The organism is Flavobacterium sp. GW823-FHT06G12 (assembly GCF_058794775.1).
This window is the reverse complement of record NZ_JBXAHE010000005.1, coordinates 37,421-56,474: the sequence shown is the minus strand read 5'-3', so window position 1 is coordinate 56,474 and position 19,054 is coordinate 37,421. Positions and strand designations below refer to the sequence as shown.

The 19,054-nt window shown below is 34.8% G+C and carries 9 protein-coding genes; 7 read left to right on the top strand and 2 right to left on the bottom strand.

The genetic code is table 11. From position 1 onward, the window contains the following. The first annotated feature begins 59 nt into the window (after positions 1-59). The 4 genes from rplL (at position 60) to AC1Q5Z_RS18585 (ending at position 9,402) form a co-directional block, all read left to right on the top strand. Positions 60-431: a 50S ribosomal protein L7/L12 gene (gene rplL, locus AC1Q5Z_RS18600; RefSeq protein ID WP_008466917.1), complete on the top strand. Its 372-nt coding sequence runs from the start codon at positions 60-62 to the stop codon at positions 429-431. Between the two features lie 265 nt (positions 432-696). Next, positions 697-4,509 carry a DNA-directed RNA polymerase subunit beta gene (gene rpoB, locus AC1Q5Z_RS18595; RefSeq protein WP_177210640.1) on the top strand — a complete coding sequence of 1,271 codons (3,813 nt, stop codon included), beginning with the start codon at positions 697-699 and terminating at the stop codon, positions 4,507-4,509. Positions 4,510-4,768: 259 nt separating this feature from the next. Beyond that, entirely contained in the window at positions 4,769-9,079 is a 4,311-nt protein-coding gene (gene rpoC, locus AC1Q5Z_RS18590; protein ID WP_345157485.1) for a DNA-directed RNA polymerase subunit beta', read from the top strand. 11 nt (positions 9,080-9,090) lie between these two features. Further along, positions 9,091-9,402 carry a DUF3467 domain-containing protein gene (locus AC1Q5Z_RS18585; protein WP_012024017.1) on the top strand — a complete coding sequence of 104 codons (312 nt, stop codon included), beginning with the start codon at positions 9,091-9,093 and terminating at the stop codon, positions 9,400-9,402. A gap of 318 nt (positions 9,403-9,720) precedes the next feature. Here the strand turns inward: AC1Q5Z_RS18585 and AC1Q5Z_RS18580 are convergent, their stop codons facing one another. Both AC1Q5Z_RS18580 and AC1Q5Z_RS18575 read right to left on the bottom strand, forming a co-directional pair. Continuing rightward, positions 9,721-11,313: a peptide chain release factor 3 gene (locus AC1Q5Z_RS18580; protein WP_160781177.1), complete on the bottom strand. Its 1,593-nt coding sequence runs from the start codon at positions 11,311-11,313 to the stop codon at positions 9,721-9,723. 149 nt (positions 11,314-11,462) lie between these two features. Then, positions 11,463-12,905 carry an alpha-amylase gene (locus AC1Q5Z_RS18575; RefSeq protein ID WP_492446324.1) on the bottom strand — a complete coding sequence of 481 codons (1,443 nt, stop codon included), beginning with the start codon at positions 12,903-12,905 and terminating at the stop codon, positions 11,463-11,465. Positions 12,906-13,393: 488 nt separating this feature from the next. Here AC1Q5Z_RS18575 and AC1Q5Z_RS18570 point away from each other — a divergent pair, with 488 nt between their 5' ends. The 3 genes from AC1Q5Z_RS18570 (at position 13,394) to AC1Q5Z_RS18560 (ending at position 19,007) form a co-directional block, all read left to right on the top strand. Further along, complete coding sequence (locus AC1Q5Z_RS18570; protein ID WP_492446322.1) at positions 13,394-14,824, top strand: peptidylprolyl isomerase; 1,431 nt, start codon at positions 13,394-13,396, stop codon at positions 14,822-14,824. 78 nt (positions 14,825-14,902) lie between these two features. Further along, on the top strand, positions 14,903-15,856 hold the full coding sequence (locus tag AC1Q5Z_RS18565; protein WP_177210634.1) for an AAA family ATPase: 954 nt from the start codon (positions 14,903-14,905) through the stop codon (positions 15,854-15,856). A 379-nt stretch (positions 15,857-16,235) separates the two neighbouring features. Next, the gene (locus tag AC1Q5Z_RS18560) at positions 16,236-19,007 is read left to right on the top strand and encodes a bifunctional aconitate hydratase 2/2-methylisocitrate dehydratase (protein ID WP_343589001.1); all 2,772 of its coding nucleotides are present in this window, start codon (positions 16,236-16,238) and stop codon (positions 19,005-19,007) included. Positions 19,008-19,054: the final 47 nt, after the last annotated feature.

Genomic DNA, 19,054 nt, shown 5'->3' with positions numbered 1-19,054 from the left:
ATTAGCGCACAATAATTAAATTATATTTTTTACACAAATCATTTTAAACGATAGAAAAAATGGCAGATTTGAAACAATTCGCAGAACAATTAGTTAACTTAACAGTTAAAGAAGTTAACGAATTAGCAACAATATTAAAAGATGAGTACGGAATCGAGCCTGCTGCTGCTGCTGTAGTAGTTGCTGCTGGTGGAGGAGACGGTGCTGCTGAAGAAGCACAAACTGAATTTACAGTTGTATTGAAAGATGCAGGAGCTTCTAAATTAGCTGTTGTAAAATTAGTTAAAGAATTAACTGGTTTAGGTCTTAAAGAAGCTAAAGATGTAGTTGACGGTGCACCAAGCAACGTTAAAGAAGGTGTTTCTAAAGAAGAGGCTGAAGGTCTTAAAAAATCTTTAGAAGAGGCTGGAGCTACTGTTGAGCTTAAATAATTAAACTCAGTTTAAGAACTAGGTTTAGGTCTTGAGTTAACACTCAAAGGCCTAAACCATTTTTCGTATAATAAAATATATTAAGTTTTATTATCCCATAGTTTAAAATACGAAAAAGTTTTTGATCAATACGAAGAAAGAAAATTAGACTTAGTTTATAGAATTAATTTTTAAAGATGTATTGATTATAATAAGAAAGTATAGATTAAACAGTGTGTTTACACAAACAAAAATTACTTTTTTTTAATCAAAATTTTGTCCATTGATGATAACAAATCAGACTGAAAGATTGAATTTTGCCTCTACAAAAAATATCCCTGACTATCCAGATTTCTTAGATGTTCAGGTTAAATCTTTTAAAGATTTCTTTCAATTAGAAACGAAATCTGACGAAAGAGGCAACGAAGGGTTATACAATACCTTCATGGAAAACTTCCCAATTACAGATACAAGAAACAACTTTGTATTGGAATTCCTAGATTATTTTGTTGATCCTCCACGTTATACAATTCAAGAATGTATAGAGAGAGGTCTTACTTATAGTGTGCCTTTAAAAGCTAGGTTAAAACTATACTGTACAGATCCAGAACACGAAGATTTTGAAACTATTGTACAAGATGTTTATCTTGGAACAATTCCTTACATGACTCCTAGTGGTACTTTTGTTATTAATGGTGCCGAGCGTGTTGTAGTATCTCAATTACACCGTTCTCCAGGGGTTTTCTTTGGACAGTCATTCCACGCAAATGGAACTAAACTTTATTCTGCGAGAGTAATTCCTTTTAAAGGTTCTTGGATAGAATTCTCTACAGATATCAACAGCGTAATGTACGCTTATATCGATAGAAAGAAAAAATTACCTGTAACGACTTTATTCCGTGCTATCGGTTTCGAAAGAGATAAGGATATCCTTGAAATTTTCGACTTAGCTGAAGAAATTAAAGTTTCTAAAACTGGTATTAAGAAATATATTGGAAGAAGACTTGCTGCACGTGTATTGAATACATGGCACGAGGATTTCGTAGATGAGGATACTGGAGAAGTAGTTTCTATCGAGCGTAACGAAATCATCCTTGATCGTGATACAATTATCGACAAAGATAATGTTGAAGAGATCATCGATTCTAACGTTAAATCTATTTTGTTACACAAAGAGGATAATAACCAAGCAGATTATGCTATTATCCACAACACGTTACAAAAAGATCCAACAAACTCTGAAAAAGAAGCTGTAGAGCACATTTACCGTCAGTTGCGTAACGCTGAACCGCCTGATGAGGAAACTGCTCGTGGTATTATAGATAAATTGTTCTTCTCTGATCAACGTTATAACTTAGGTGAAGTTGGTCGTTACAGAATGAACAAAAAATTAGATTTAGATATCCCTATGGATAAGCAAGTGCTTACTAAAGAGGATATCATTACTATCGTTAAATATTTGATCGAATTGATCAACTCTAAAGCAGAGATTGATGATATCGACCACTTATCAAACCGTCGTGTTAGAACAGTTGGTGAACAATTGTCTCAACAATTCGGTGTTGGTTTAGCACGTATGGCTAGAACTATTCGTGAGAGAATGAACGTTAGAGATAACGAGGTGTTTACACCAATTGATTTGATTAATGCTAAAACATTATCATCAGTTATCAACTCTTTCTTTGGTACTAACCAGTTATCTCAATTTATGGATCAAACGAATCCATTAGCTGAGATTACACACAAAAGAAGACTTTCTGCACTTGGACCAGGTGGACTTTCTAGAGAGAGAGCTGGTTTCGAGGTTCGTGACGTTCACTATACTCACTATGGTCGTTTATGTCCGATTGAAACTCCTGAGGGACCAAACATTGGTTTGATTTCATCTCTTGGGGTTTATGCAAAAGTTAACGGAATGGGATTCATAGAAACTCCATATCGTAAAGTAACAAATGGTGTAGTTGATTTAGAAAGTACTCCAGTTTACTTAAGTGCTGAAGAAGAAGAAGGAAAAATGATTGCTCAGGCAAACATTGAAATGGATGAAACTGGTAAAATTACAGCTAGCAATGTAATTGCTCGTGAGGAAGGTGACTTCCCAGTTGTTGAACCATCTGTAGTTCATTATACAGACGTTGCTCCTAACCAGATCGCTTCGATTTCTGCATCTTTGATTCCTTTCTTGGAGCATGATGATGCGAACCGTGCGTTGATGGGATCTAACATGATGCGTCAGGCAGTTCCTTTGATCCGTCCTGAAGCACCGATTGTTGGTACAGGTTTAGAGCGTCAGGTAGCTTCTGATTCAAGAGTATTAATCAATGCTGAAGGGCATGGTACTGTTGAATACGTAGATGCTAACATCATTACTATTAAATACGATCGTACAGAAGACGAAAGAATGGTAAGTTTTGATGCTGATGAGAAAACGTACAACTTAATTAAATTTAGAAAAACCAATCAAGGTACAAGTATCAACTTGAAACCAATCGTAAGAAGAGGTGATAGAGTTGTTCCTGGTCAAGTATTGTCTGAAGGATATGCTACTCAAAATGGAGAATTAGCTTTAGGTAGAAACTTAAAAGTTGCGTTCATGCCATGGAAAGGGTATAACTTCGAGGATGCGATTGTAATTTCTGAAAAAGTAGTTCGTGATGATATTTTTACATCTATCCACGTTGATGATTATTCATTAGAGGTTAGAGATACTAAGTTAGGAAACGAAGAATTAACGAACGATATTCCTAACGTTTCTGAAGAAGCTACTAAAGATTTAGATGAAAACGGTATGATTAGAATTGGAGCAGAGGTTAAACCTGGCGACATTTTGATCGGAAAAATTACACCAAAAGGTGAATCAGATCCTACTCCAGAGGAGAAATTGCTTCGTGCAATCTTTGGAGACAAAGCAGGTGATGTAAAAGATGCTTCATTAAAAGCTTCTCCATCTTTACATGGTGTAGTTCTTGACAAAAAATTATTTGCAAGAGCCGTAAAAGATAAACGTAAACGTACTCAAGATAAAGATGCTTTAGGAGCTTTAGAAATGGAGTTTGAAACTAAATTTGTTGAATTAAAAGACAGATTAGTTGAGAAATTATTCTTGATCGTTAACGGAAAAACATCTCAAGGTGTAATGAACGATTTGGGTGAAGAAGTTTTACCAAAAGGTAAAAAATATACTCAAAAAATGCTTTACGCAGTAGAAGATTTTGCTCACTTAAGTAAAGGTCAATGGGTTGCTGATGATGCTACAAATAAAATGGTTAATGATTTAATTCATAACTATAAAATTAAGCTGAACGACTTACAAGGAGCTTTAAGAAGAGAGAAATTCACTATTACAGTTGGAGATGAATTGCCATCTGGAATCTTGAAATTGGCTAAAATCTATATCGCTAAAAAACGTAAGTTAAAAGTGGGTGATAAAATGGCGGGACGTCACGGTAACAAAGGTATTGTTGCTAGAATCGTTCGTCATGAAGATATGCCTTTCTTAGAAGATGGAACACCAGTAGATATCGTATTGAATCCACTTGGGGTACCTTCACGTATGAACATTGGTCAGATTTATGAGACTGTTCTTGGATGGGCGGGTATGAACTTGGGTAGAAAATTTGCTACTCCAATTTTCGACGGTGCTTCTCTTGACGAGATCAATGCTTTGACTGATGAAGCTAACGTACCACGTTTCGGACATACTTATCTTTATGATGGTGGAACTGGAGAGCGTTTTGCACAAAAAGCAACTGTGGGTGTAATTTACATGCTTAAATTAGGACACATGGTTGATGATAAGATGCACGCACGTTCTATCGGACCATACTCATTGATTACGCAACAGCCACTTGGAGGTAAGGCTCAATTTGGAGGTCAGCGTTTTGGAGAGATGGAGGTTTGGGCACTTGAGGCTTATGGAGCTTCTAGTACACTACGTGAAATCTTAACTGTTAAGTCTGATGACGTTATTGGTAGAGCTAAAACTTACGAGGCTATCGTTAAGGGTGAAACTATGCCAGAACCAGGTTTACCAGAATCATTCAATGTATTAATGCACGAATTGAAAGGTCTAGGTTTAGATCTTCGTTTGGAAGAATAATAAAAGTTTTGGAATCAGTCTCATTTTTTAATGGGACTGATTACTCATTTATAATAAGTTTTTAAAGATTTATACCCGTAACCCGTTCCGATTTTTTATAATAATGCAAGGCATTTTATAACTAGCGCTTCAAATAAGAATTTGAGGTTTAGAGAAGTAACCCGAGGTAGTAGCTGAATGATTAACTCTTATCTTTTTAAGAGTAGATTATAAATCTAAATTCAATTTTTTAATTGCAAATAAATCAATAGTAAAAACTATGATGAATAACAGAAACAATAATAAAGATAAGAATCCAGTAAAAAGATTTAACAAAATTTCTATTGGATTGGCTTCACCAGAATCTATCTTGAAAGAATCAAGAGGAGAGGTTTTAAAGCCAGAAACTATTAACTATAGAACTCACAAGCCAGAGCGTGATGGACTTTTCTGCGAAAGAATCTTCGGACCAGTAAAAGATTTCGAATGTGCTTGTGGTAAGTATAAAAGAATTCGTTACAAAGGTATCATCTGTGACCGTTGTGGTGTTGAAGTTACTGAGAAAAAAGTACGTCGTGATAGAGTAGGACACATCAACCTTGTTGTGCCAATTGCTCATATCTGGTACTTCCGTTCTCTTCCAAACAAAATTGGTTATATCCTTGGCCTTCCATCTAAGAAATTAGATATGATCATTTACTACGAAAGATACGTAGTAATCCAAGCTGGTATTGCTAAAAATGCAGATGGAGAATCTTTACAAAGATTAGATTTCTTAACTGAAGAAGAATACCTAAACATTTTAGATACTCTTCCGCAAGAAAATCAATATTTAGATGATTTAGATCCTAATAAATTTGTTGCCAAAATGGGAGCAGAGTGTATTATGGATTTATTAGCTCGTATTGACTTAGATGCTTTATCTTATGAATTAAGACACAGCGCTAACAACGAGACTTCTAAACAAAGAAAAACTGAGGCTTTAAAAAGATTACAAGTAGTTGAGTCTTTCCGTGAGTCTAACGAAAACCGCGAAAACCGTCCAGAATGGATGATTATGAAAGTGGTTCCAGTTATCCCGCCAGAATTACGTCCGCTTGTGCCACTTGATGGAGGTCGTTTTGCAACTTCAGATTTGAACGACTTATACCGTCGTGTAATCATCCGTAACAACCGTTTGAAAAGATTAATGGAGATTAAAGCTCCAGAAGTTATCTTAAGAAACGAGAAACGTATGTTACAAGAATCTGTAGATTCATTATTTGATAACACTCGTAAAGCTTCTGCTGTTAAAACAGAATCAAACAGACCATTAAAATCATTATCTGACTCATTAAAAGGTAAGCAAGGGCGTTTCCGTCAAAACTTACTTGGTAAACGTGTGGATTATTCTGCTCGTTCAGTAATTGTTGTTGGTCCAGAGTTAAAATTATATGAGTGCGGATTGCCAAAAGATATGGCTTCTGAATTATACAAACCTTTCGTTATTCGTAAATTGATTGAAAGAGGTATTGTAAAAACAGTAAAATCTGCTAAGAAAATCATTGACAAAAAAGAGCCAGTAGTTTGGGATATTTTAGAAAACGTAATTAAAGGACACCCAGTATTACTGAACCGTGCTCCTACTTTGCACAGACTTGGTATCCAAGCTTTCCAGCCAAAATTAATTGAAGGAAAAGCGATCCAGTTACACCCATTAGTATGTACGGCTTTCAACGCCGATTTCGATGGTGACCAGATGGCGGTTCACTTACCATTAGGACCAGAGGCTATTTTAGAAGCTCAATTATTAATGTTGGCTTCTCATAATATCTTGAACCCTGCAAATGGTGCTCCAATTACTGTACCTTCTCAGGACATGGTCTTGGGTCTATACTATATGACCAAAGAGCGTATTTCTACAGAAGATCACATTATTTTAGGTCAAGATTTGACTTTCTATTCTGCTGAAGAAGTAAACATTGCATTAAACGAAGGAAGATTGGAATTGAATGCTCGTGTGAAAATTAGAGCAAAAGATTTTAATGACGCTGGAGAATTAGTGTACAAAATTATTCAAACAACTGCAGGACGTGTATTATTTAACGAAGTAGTACCTGAAGCAGCTGGATATATCAATGACGTATTGACTAAGAAAAACCTTAGAGATATTATCGGACACATTTTAAGTGTGACTGATGTACCTACAACGGCAGCTTTCTTGGATAATATGAAAGATATGGGTTATAAATTCGCATTTAGAGGAGGTTTATCATTCTCTTTAGGTGATATTAGAATTCCAGAACAAAAAACGAAGTTAATTGCAGATGCTAGAGAGCAAGTTGAAGGTATCTCAACTAACTATAACATGGGTCTTATCACAAATAACGAGCGTTACAACCAAGTTATTGACGTATGGACTTCAGCAAATGCTCAGTTAACAGAGTTAGCAATGAAAAATATTAGAGAAGACCAACAAGGTTTCAACTCTGTATATATGATGCTTGACTCTGGGGCGAGGGGTTCTAAGGAACAGATTCGTCAGTTAACTGGTATGCGTGGTTTGATGGCTAAGCCTAAAAAATCTACTGCTGGTGGTGGTGAGATTATTGAAAACCCGATTCTTTCTAACTTTAAGGAAGGTCTTTCGATCCTTGAGTACTTCATTTCTACTCACGGTGCTCGTAAAGGTCTTGCGGATACGGCTCTTAAAACGGCCGATGCTGGTTACTTGACAAGAAGGCTTCATGACGTTTCTCAAGATGTTATTGTTAACATCGAAGATTGTGGAACTTTAAGAGGTGTTGAAGTTGCTGCATTGAAGAAAAATGAGGAAATCGTTGAATCTTTAGGAGAGAGAATTTTAGGACGTGTTGCATTACAAGACGTTATTAACCCTCTTACTAACGAAGTAATGGTTAAATCTGGAGAGCAAATCACTGAATCAATTATGAGAACTATCGAAGCTTCTCCAATTGAGAAAGTAGAAGTTAGATCTCCATTAACTTGTGAAGCTTTGAAAGGTATTTGTGCGAAATGTTACGGTAGAAACTTAGCTACTGGTAAGATGACACAAAGAGGAGAAGCTGTCGGAGTTATTGCAGCTCAGTCTATTGGAGAGCCAGGTACACAGTTGACACTTCGTACGTTCCACGTTGGAGGGGTTGCTGGAGGTATCTCTGAAGAGTCTAGTATTATTACAAGATTCGCAGGTAGACTTGAAATTGAAGATCTAAAAACAGTTAAAGGAGAAGATGGGGAAGGAAACTCTGTTGATATCGTAGTTTCACGTTCAACTGAGTTGAAATTGGTTGACGAGAAAACTGGAATTGTTTTAAATACACATAACATTCCTTACGGATCTAGTATTTTTGTTAACGATGGAGATACTGTTGCTAAAGGAACTGTAATCTGTAAATGGGATCCATATAACGGTGTAATTGTTTCTGAGTTTACTGGTAAGATTGCTTACGAGGATTTAGAGCAAGGACAATCGTTCATGGTTGAGATCGATGAGCAGACTGGTTTCCAAGAAAAAGTAATTTCTGAGGCTAGAAACAAAAAATTAATCCCAACTTTATTAGTTTATGGTAAAGAAGGTGAATTGATTCGTTCTTACAACTTACCAGTAGGTGCACACTTAATGGTTGAAAACGGTGAGAAAATTAAAGCAGGTAAAGTATTAGTGAAAATCCCACGTCGTTCTTCTAAAGCGGGCGATATCACGGGAGGTTTACCAAGAATTACTGAGTTGCTTGAGGCTCGTAACCCTTCAAACCCAGCAGTTGTATCTGAAATTGATGGTGTTGTATCTTTCGGAAAAATTAAAAGAGGTAACCGTGAGATCGTTATCGAATCTAAATTTGGTGAGATTAAAAAGTATTTAGTTAAACTTTCTAGCCAAATCTTAGTACAAGAAAATGACTTCGTAAGAGCGGGAGTTCCATTGTCTGACGGTGCAATTACACCAGACGATATCTTAAGAATTCAAGGTCCAGCTGCTGTTCAACAGTACTTGGTAAATGAGATTCAAGAGGTTTACCGTTTACAAGGGGTAAAAATTAATGACAAGCACTTTGAGGTAGTTATTCGTCAAATGATGCGTAAAGTAAGAGTTCAGGATCCAGGTGATACTTTATTCTTAGAAGATCAATTAATTCACACTAAAGATTTCATCGTTCAAAACGATAAATTATACGGTATGAAAGTGGTTGAAGATGCTGGAGATTCTTCAGTATTGAAACCAGGTCAGATTATTACACCTCGTGAATTGCGTGATGAAAATTCATTATTGAAACGAAATGATAAAAATCTTGTTGTAGCAAGAGACGTAATTACTGCAACTGCAACGCCAGTTCTTCAAGGTATTACAAGAGCTTCGTTACAGACTAAATCATTCATTTCTGCGGCTTCATTCCAGGAGACAACGAAAGTACTTAATGAAGCTGCAGTAGCTGGTAAAGTAGATGATCTAGAAGGACTAAAAGAAAATGTAATTGTTGGACACAGAATTCCTGCGGGAACTGGTATGAGAGAATACGATAACACTATCGTAGGATCTAAAGACGATTACAATGAAATGATGGCTAATAAAGAAGAATACATTTATTAATTAGGGAAACTATGAGTAATCCGAAACAACAACAAGAGCAAATTAACATTGAGTTAGACGAAACAATTGCAGAAGGAATTTATTCTAATCTTGCGATTATCAATCACTCATCATCAGAGTTTGTTTTAGATTTTGTAAGCATTATGCCGGGTATTCCTAAAGCCAAGGTAAAGTCAAGAATTGTCTTGACACCACAACATGCTAAAAGATTGTTAAGAGCAATAGGTGAAAACATCCACAGATTTGAAGCAGCTCATGGCGAAATCAAAGAAACGGAACAAGCGCCAATTCCGCTTAATTTTGGTCCTGCTGGACAAGCATAAATTTTAAAGCCCCTTTTTTAAGGGGCTTTTTTATTGGAATACAGAAATAAAAATGCAGTTTGTCTGATTTAATTTACTTTGGTCGACTAAATTTCGTTTCAACCGTGTTTTATCTTAATTTGGGATAGCCTAAAAAAGATTAAATTTTGAAATATAATGACTTAGTAAGGTTGATTTAATTCAAATTATAAAAAAGCGCTGATTTTAGAATTAGCGCTTTTTTTATGTAAACTTTTTTACTGGTATGAAAGAGAAGCTAAATAAAAAAGGCTGTTTAAAATTTTAAACAGCCTTTTTGTATTTATTTAAAGTTTAGATTTAATCAAACTCTGATGTAAAGTATAGTTTTACAGATGGATATTTGCTTTGCGTCATTTGAATTGTAAAATCAGAATCTGCTAAGAATACCAATTGACCATACTTATCGTGAGCAAGGAATTTTTGTTTGATACGTTTAAACTCTTTAAATTCTTCATTTTTAGCATCGTCAGGTTTTACCCAGCATGCTTTGTGTACAGGGAAGTTCTCGTAAGTACATTTTGCTCCGTATTCGTGCTCCAAACGGTATTGAATTACCTCATACTGAAGTGCACCAACAGTTCCGATAACTTTACGGTTGTTCATTTCTAAAGTAAACAACTGAGCGACTCCTTCATCCATTAACTGGTCAACTCCTTTTTCCAATTGTTTTGCTTTCATTGGATCAGCATTATTGATGTATCTAAAGTGTTCTGGAGAGAAACTAGGAATACCTTTAAAGCTCATGATTTCGCCTTCAGTTAGAGTATCTCCAATTTTAAAGTTTCCAGTATCGTGCAAACCTACAATATCACCTGGATAAGAAATATCAACGATTTCTTTTTTCTCTGCGAAAAAGGCATTTGGACTTGAGAATTTTAAATTTTTCTTTTGGCGAACGTGGTAATATGGTTTGTTTCTTTCGAAAGTTCCAGAAACGATTTTGATAAAAGCTAAACGGTCACGGTGTTTTGGATCCATATTAGCGTGGATTTTGAAAACAAATCCAGTCATTTTTTCTTCAGTAGGTTCAACTGTACGAGTTTCAGAATCTTTTGCTCTCGGAGATGGAGCAATTGTAATAAAACAATCTAACAACTCGCGAACTCCAAAATTATTTAAAGCAGAACCAAAGAATACGGGCTGGATTTTTCCATCCAAGTAATCTTGACGTTCAAATTTTGGATAAACCTCATCAATCAATTCCAATTCTTCACGAAGTTTATTTGCCGCTTTTTCACCAACAATTTTATCTAATTCTGGATTGTTTTGCACATCAGAAAAAGCAATTGTTTCTTCGATATTTTTACGACTGTCTCCGCTGAAAAGGTTAATGTTTTCTTCCCATAAGTTGTAAATTCCTTGGAAATCATAACCCATTCCAATTGGGAAACTTAAAGGAGTTACTTTTAAGCCTAATTTTTGTTCTACTTCATCCATTAGATCGAAAGCATCTTTACCTTCACGGTCTAATTTATTGATAAAAACAATCATTGGAATGTTACGCATTCTACAAACAGCAACTAATTTTTCTGTCTGCTCCTCAACCCCTTTTGCAACGTCAATCACAACGATTACGCTATCAACAGCAGTTAAAGTTCTAAATGTATCTTCAGCAAAATCCTTGTGTCCAGGAGTATCAAGGATGTTGATTTTTTTATCTTTATAATTAAAAGCAAGCACAGAAGTTGAAACCGAGATACCTCTTTGGCGTTCGATTTCCATAAAGTCACTAGTTGCGCCTTTTTTAATTTTGTTATTTTTTACAGCTCCTGCTTCTTGAATTGCACCTCCAAATAAAAGTAATTTCTCTGTTAATGTCGTTTTACCGGCATCGGGATGCGATATAATTCCAAATGTTCTTCTGCGTTGTATTTCTTTTAAAAAGCTCATATTTCGTATAAATAGGTTGCAAAAGTACTATTAAATTACGGCTTTATAAAAATATTCAGTTCTTAAATTTGGAAGTCTTTCTTCTAACTGGATTTTAAAACAAAAAAATAAGGCTGTTTTGCAACAGCCTTAAATAGTCATTTTTAAAATTACTGATTAATTGACCAAATTGAATATCCTTTTGGAGGACATTGTATTTTTACCCATTTGTCAGCCTGAGTAGTTGGATACCAAGTTGAGTTTCCTGTGAAATCTTTAATTTGAGTGTTTGCCCAGTTAGTCTGAATCCATCTTTCTTGCCAAACATCAGAGTTGTTAATGTAAACTACCAATCCCGGATTTCCGTTGTATCCATTTCTTCTTGCAACATATTCGTCATTATCAGAATATAAAATAGAGGTTGTTCCAGTTGCTTTATTGTTATGAATCCAAATTAAGTTGTTTAGTTTGTTTTTGTCTAGCCATTCCTCATAATCTCTGTAGAAAATAGTTGGATAACCTTCATGAGTTAAGATGTAAGAATAGGCTAGTAATTTGTTCCAAATTTCATCAGTATCGTGGTTGGTTACAAAAGTTACTGCTTTATACGGATTACGTTTCCACATCATATCATCATTCAATAAAGCCAAATTGTTTCCATCAAAGGCATCATTCATTTTATAGTAACAAGCAAAATCAAACACAGAACTGTTTGCATTATTAGCCCACCATTCAAGCGTATTTACGTTAGAATCCCAATATTCTCCAACAGAAAATCCACCTACGTTTGCATTCCAAGCATTTACAACCCAAGGGCCAAAACCTTTTACGTAGTCAAATCGCCATCCGTCAAATTTCATAGTGTTTTTATAATACTTACCAACACCATCAGCTCTAAGCCAAAGCCAATTTTGAACATTTGGTGCAGCGTGGCACAAATCTGGAAAACCTCCAAAAGATCCTTCGTCATTGCTTCCATAACTATTTTTGTAAAAATCATTATAGTTACGAGGAAATTTACCCGATGCTACTCCTGTAAAATTGGTCCAAGTATTTGTTCCAGTAAAAGGATTAGCTTCAGATTGCCCTCCACTATTATGATTGATTACGATATCGGCATACACTTTTATATTTTCATTGTGAGCTGCCGTAATTAAGCTTACTAACTCAGCTTTAGATCCGAATCTTGTTTCAGTGCTTCCATTTTGGTTGTAATCTCCAAAATCAAAATAATCTGTTGGGTCATACCCCATAGAAAAAGCTCCGTTTTGCGCTTTAGAAGCGGGTGGAAGCCAAATTGAGCCAATTCCAGCATTTCCCCATGCAGTTACTTTGCTGCTTACGGTATTCCACCAATTTCCTCCAGATGGAACATCCCAATAGAAAGCCTGCATCATAACGCCTCCGCCAGGATTGTCAACATATTTTCCTGTTGCAGAAGTACTCGAAACTCCTGTGCTAAAAGGTTTTCCGTCATGATGTGTAACATCAATTACTTTAAATTTTTGACTTTCAGCTTTTGCATCCGATTCATTGATTTCATTTTGAGAACACGAATACAATAGTCCGCTAAATGCCATAATAAGGCATAATTTTAAAATAGGTTTTTTCATAATAGATGTGGTTAAGTTAAATAGTGAGCTTTGTGATTCTTTAATTTGAAGCTCTAAAAAAGTAGATATTACTATTTTTAGACGCTCTAAATTGATAATTACGCATCTAAAGTAAATGTTTTTTGATTTAATTTTAATTTGTAAGAAAATAGTTCTTTACGAAAACGTTGTAGTGTTGAGAACTTTTTTTATAATGCTTATAATAAGCAGTTTATTTGCTGTTTAAAATCAAGATTTAAAGTCAATTAGAAAAATCCCTGTAAGTGAATTGAAAAAGCTGAAATAGATGATTTTGCAGATTGAAATCGAACTATCCTATAATTTTTTGTTAATAGTATATCCGATAGTTGGATTATGTAATTGAATTGTTATTTTTGTTCGTTATAAGTTACGAAAGAACTATACTTTAATTATTTATGTTTAACGAACATATATAGTTTCTGGGGGATTATCTAAAAAAGGCTTACATTCAAATAAAATTTAAAATAATGCTATTAAAAAAATTACAGCTAAAAACAATTGATTACAGGTTTGCACTAACAATTTGTTTTTTTCTTTTTTTTACTTCAGTCATCACAGCGCAAGAAGTTATTCCTGATGTTGTTGCTCAAAAGCCACTTGAAACTCCTTCTGGCGGAAAAATGAAAATTGACGGAATTATCGCTACAGTAGGAGATTATATCGTTTTAGATTCTGATATCGACAAAGGATTTTTAGAAATTACTGCACAAGGTGGATCTGTAAAGGATATTACAAGATGCCAGATGCTTGGTAAACTTTTGGAAGATAAATTATATGCTCACCAAGCAATTCAGGATAGTATTATTGTAAGCGATGCTGAAGTTAGAAGTATGATGGAGGAACGTCTTAATTATATGACACAGCAAGTTGGAGATATAAATAAAGTAGTAGAATACTATAAAAAAGGTTCTGTTGAAGAATTTAAAACTTATTTTGCTGATATCTTAAAAGAGCAGAAATTGGCTAGTGAGATGAGGGATAAGATTGTAAAAGATGTTGAGATTACTCCAGAGGAAGTACGTAATTTCTTTAAGAAAATCCCAAAAGATGAATTGCCAACTTTTGGAGCAGAAATGGAAGTTGCTCAGATCGTTGTTGAGCCAAAAGTTTCTAAAGAAGATAAGCAAAAAGTAATAGATAGATTAAATGCCATAAGACAAGATGTTCTTGAAGGTTCTAGTTTTGCTACAAAAGCAGTTTTATATTCTCAAGATCCTGGATCTGCTCCAAATGGAGGATATTACAAAATGACAAGAAAAACTCCTTTTGTGAAAGAATTTAAAGATGTTGCTTTTAGTTTACAGGCAGGAGAAATTTCGCAACCATTTGAAACAATTTACGGATTTCATATTATTATGGTAGAAAAAATTAAAGGGCAAGAAGTAGAGCTTCGTCATATATTGATTTCTCCAACTGTTTCAGAAGCAGCTTTAAAAGAAGCTAAAGAAAGAATTACAAATATTAGAAATAAAATTGTCAATAAAGAGGTGACTTTTGCCGAAGCTGCAAGAACAGAATCTGATGAAAAAGAAACTAGAGCAAACGGAGGAACATTGGTAAATCCAACAACACAAGATACTCGTTTTGAGTTGACAAAAATGGATCCAACTTTATATAGCCAAGTTTCAAATTTGAAAGGAGACGAAGTTTCTCAACCACTTTTAAATACAGATGATAAAGGTAAAAAGACGTATAAGTTAATTACGGTTACAAATAGAATTGACGAGCATACAGCTGATTACGCGAAGGATTATACTAAAATTAAAGAATTGGCATTAAAAGAAAAACAAATCAATGCAATCGCAAAATGGTTTGATGCTAAAATTAAAGACACGTATATCAAAATTATTGGAGAATATAAAGACTGTACGTTTGCAAACAATTGGTTGAAAAAATAAGTTTTAATAAATAAATAAAAAGAGTTAGTTTTATGAATTCATAGAATTAACTCTTTTTAATTTTAAATACATTTATAAATGTCTGACGTAGCAGCAATTCACAATTTAGTTCAAAAAAGAAACGAATTAAAAAAAGAAATAGCGAAAATTATTGTAGGGCAAGACGCCGTTGTAGATCAAATTTTACTTTGTATATTTTCTGGGGGACACGCACTTTTAATTGGAGTTCCAGGTTTGGCAAAAACCTTAATGATAAATACTTTATCTCAGGCTTTAGGGCTAGATTTTAAAAGAATTCAGTTTACGCCAGATTTGATGCCTTCTGATATTTTAGGAAGTGAGATTTTGGATGAAAATAGAAACTTCAAATTCATTAAAGGACCAATTTTTTCTAATATTATTTTGGCGGATGAGATAAACAGAACACCTCCAAAAACACAGGCTGCTTTGCTTGAAGCCATGCAGGAAAGATCGGTTACAATTGCAGGACAGCATCACAAATTAGATTTGCCTTATTTTGTTTTGGCAACTCAAAATCCTATTGAGCAGGAAGGAACTTATCCTTTGCCGGAAGCTCAATTGGACCGTTTTATGTTTGCTATTAAATTAGAATATCCAACTTTTGAAGAAGAAGTTCAAGTTGTGAAACGAACGACTTCTGATGTTAAAACAGAAATTAATCCGTTGTTTACTGCGCAGGAAATTATCGATTTTCAGCATTTAATTCGTAGAATTCCAGTTGCAGACAATGTTATTGAATATGCCGTAACTTTGGTGAGTAAAACGCGTCCTGATAATTCTTTGACAAACGATTTTGTAAAGAATTATTTAGACTGGGGGGCAGGACCAAGGGCTTCGCAAAATTTAATTCTTGCTGCAAAAGCACACGCAGCTTTTAATGGAAAGTTTTCGCCAGATATTGAAGACGTTCAAGCTGTGGCAACGGGTATTTTGAGGCATAGAATTATTAAAAATTATAAAGCTGATGCTGAAGGTATAACAGAAGAGGTAATTATTAAAAAACTAATGTAAAATCTAAAATTTGCATTTATAGAAATCCTGACAATTTATTGTCAGGATTTTTGTTTTCAGAGACTCTAAAAAGGTCTTCAAGATGACGTTTTAAATCCCAACTATAACGTTGTAATTACTTATTTAGAAAGATTCTTTGCGAAAATAGATGTAAAAACTTACTTGCTTTATAACATTGAATTTCGACTTTGTTAAAGAAAAGATTTTTAAATATTAATAATTCATTATTTTAATATTAAATTGATTTTTTAGCAAAAACAAGCACTGAAAATCGTTTTTTAACAATAATAATTTTTGAAAAGGCTTGTTCTATTAAATTTTTTTTAATTATCGTCTTTAATGCTTAAATTTGCCTCAAAAAAATAAATCCGCTTTTATTATGAATATTTATCAGGATTACATTCAAGAAATTGAAGAAAGAAAAAATCAAGGGTTGCACCCTAAACCAATCGATGGAGCTGAATTATTAAGCGAAATCATTTCCCAAATTAAAGATGCAGATAACGCACATCGCGAAGACTCTCTTAAGTTTTTTATTTACAATACATTACCTGGTACTACAAGTGCTGCAGGTGAAAAAGCAAAGTTTTTAAAAGAAATTATTCTTGGTCAATCAGTAGTAAAAGAAATCACTCCGGCTTTTGCTTTTGAGTTGCTTTCACACATGAAAGGTGGACCATCTATCGAAGTATTATTAGATTTGGCTTTAGGTAATGACGCTGCAATTGCAAAAGAAGCGGCGAAAGTACTAAAAACACAAGTTTTCCTTTACGAAGCAGATACAGATCGTTTGGTAGAGGCATTCAAAAATGATAATGCAATTGCAAAAGAAATCCTTGAGAGTTATGCTCAAGCAGAGTTCTTTACAAAACTTCCAGAAGTAGCAGACGAAATTAAAGTGGTTACTTTTATTGCTGGTGAAGGTGATATTTCAACAGATTTACTTTCTCCAGGAAATCAAGCTCACTCTCGTTCAGATCGTGAACTTCATGGTCAGTGCATGATTACTCCTCAAGCGCAACAAGAAATTAAAGCGTTACAAGCACAACATCCTGATAAAAGCGTAATGTTAATCGCTGAAAAAGGAACAATGGGAGTTGGTTCTTCTAGAATGTCAGGTGTAAATAACGTGGCGCTTTGGACAGGAAAACAAGCAAGCCCTTATATTCCATTCGTAAATATTGCTCCAATTGTTGGTGGAACAAACGGAATTTCTCCAATTTTCCTAACAACTGTTGACGTTACTGGTGGTATTGGTTTAGACCTTAAAAACTGGGTTAAAAAAGTTGATGCGGAAGGAAATGTTATTCGTAATGAAAATGACGAACCAATTCTTGAGCAAACTTATTCTGTTGCTACAGGAACTGTTTTAACTATCAATATTAAAGAGAAAAAACTTTATAACGGAGATCAGGAATTGATCGACATTTCTAAAGCATTTACTCCTCAAAAAATGGAGTTTATCAAAGCGGGTGGTTCTTATGCTATCGTATTTGGTAAAAAACTTCAAACATTAGCAGCTAAAGTTTTAGATATTGAGGCTCCGCTTGTATATGCTCCTTCAAAAGAAGTTTCTCACGAAGGACAAGGTCTTACAGCAGTTGAGAAAATCTTCAATAAAAATGCTGTTGGAATTGCGCCAGGTAAAGTATTACACGCTGGTTCTGATGTTCGCGTTGAAGTTAACATTGTAGGGTCTCAAGATACTACTGGTCTTATGACTGCTCAGGAATTAGAATCTATGGCAGCTACTGTGATTTCACCAATCGTTGATGGTGCTTACCAATCAGGTTGTCATACTGCTTCAGTTTGGGATAAAAAAGCGCAAGCAAACATTCCTAAATTGATGAAATTCATGAACGATTTTGGTTTGATCACAGCTCGTGACCCAAAAGGTGTTTATCATGCAATGACTGACGTTATCCACAAAGTACTTAACGATATTACTATTGACGAGTGGGCAATCATTATTGGTGGTGACTCTCATACAAGAATGTCAAAAGGTGTTGCTTTTGGTGCTGACTCAGGAACTGTTGCTCTTGCATTGGCTACTGGAGAAGCTTCAATGCCAATTCCAGAATCTGTAAAAGTTACTTTCAAAGGAGATATGAAAGGGTATATGGACTTCCGTGATGTTGTTCATGCTACTCAAGCTCAAATGCTTCACCAATTTGGAGGAGAAAATGTATTCCAAGGAAGAATCATTGAGGTTCACATTGGAACATTAACTGCTGACCAAGCATTTACATTTACAGACTGGACTGCAGAGATGAAAGCTAAAGCTTCTATCTGTATTTCTGAAGACGATACTTTAATCGAATCATTGGAAATTGCAAAAGGTAGAATCCAGATCATGATCGACAAAGGAATGGATAACGACAAACACGTTCTTCAAGGATTGATCAACAAAGCTGATAAGAGAATTGCTGAAATTAAATCGGCAGAGAAACCAGCTTTAACTCCAGATGCAAATGCTAAATATTATGCTGAAGTTGTAGTTGATTTGGATCAAATTGCTGAGCCAATGATCGCCGATCCAGACGTAAACAATGCTGACGTTTCTAAAAGATATACGCACGATACTATCAGACCATTATCTTTCTATGGTGGAGAGAAAAAAGTAGATCTTGGATTTATTGGTTCTTGTATGGTTCATAAAGGAGATATGAAAATCCTTGCTCAAATGTTGAAAAACGTAGAGGCACAAACAGGAAAAGTAGAATTTAATGCTCCTCTTGTAGTTGCTCCTCCAACTTATAACATTGTTGATGAGTTGAAAGCAGAAGGTGACTGGGAAGTTTTACAAAGATACTCTGGTTTCGAATTCGACGATAATGCTCCAAAAGGTGCTGCACGTACAGAATACGAAAATATGTTGTATTTAGAGCGCCCAGGATGTAACCTTTGTATGGGTAACCAAGAAAAAGCAGCTAAAGGAGATACTGTAATGGCAACTTCAACTCGTCTTTTCCAAGGTAGAGTTGTAGAAGATAAAGAAGGTAAAAAAGGAGAATCATTGCTTTCTTCTACACCAGTTGTAGTTTTGTCTACAATTTTAGGAAGAACTCCAACATTAGCGGAATATACAACTGCGGTTGAAGGTATTAACTTGACTAAATTTGCACCTTCTAATAAATCGTTAGTAATGTAATCTTACGATTATTAATATATCAAAAGCCCGAGCGATAAACTCGGGCT

Bases quoted from the DNA above. Each gene is read 5' to 3' on its own strand.
- AC1Q5Z_RS18560 (WP_343589001.1), top strand. From the start codon at position 16,236: ATGAATATTTATCAGGATTACATTCAAGAAATTGAAGAAAGAAAAAAT.
- AC1Q5Z_RS18565 (WP_177210634.1), top strand. From the start codon at position 14,903: ATGTCTGACGTAGCAGCAATTCACAATTTAGTTCAAAAAAGAAACGAA.
- rpoB (WP_177210640.1), top strand. From the start codon at position 697: ATGATAACAAATCAGACTGAAAGATTGAATTTTGCCTCTACAAAAAAT.
- AC1Q5Z_RS18575 (WP_492446324.1), bottom strand. From the start codon at position 12,905: ATGAAAAAACCTATTTTAAAATTATGCCTTATTATGGCATTTAGCGGA.
- AC1Q5Z_RS18570 (WP_492446322.1), top strand. From the start codon at position 13,394: ATGCTATTAAAAAAATTACAGCTAAAAACAATTGATTACAGGTTTGCA.
- AC1Q5Z_RS18585 (WP_012024017.1), top strand. From the start codon at position 9,091: ATGAGTAATCCGAAACAACAACAAGAGCAAATTAACATTGAGTTAGAC.
- AC1Q5Z_RS18580 (WP_160781177.1), bottom strand. From the start codon at position 11,313: ATGAGCTTTTTAAAAGAAATACAACGCAGAAGAACATTTGGAATTATA.
- rplL (WP_008466917.1), top strand. From the start codon at position 60: ATGGCAGATTTGAAACAATTCGCAGAACAATTAGTTAACTTAACAGTT.
- rpoC (WP_345157485.1), top strand. From the start codon at position 4,769: ATGATGAATAACAGAAACAATAATAAAGATAAGAATCCAGTAAAAAGA.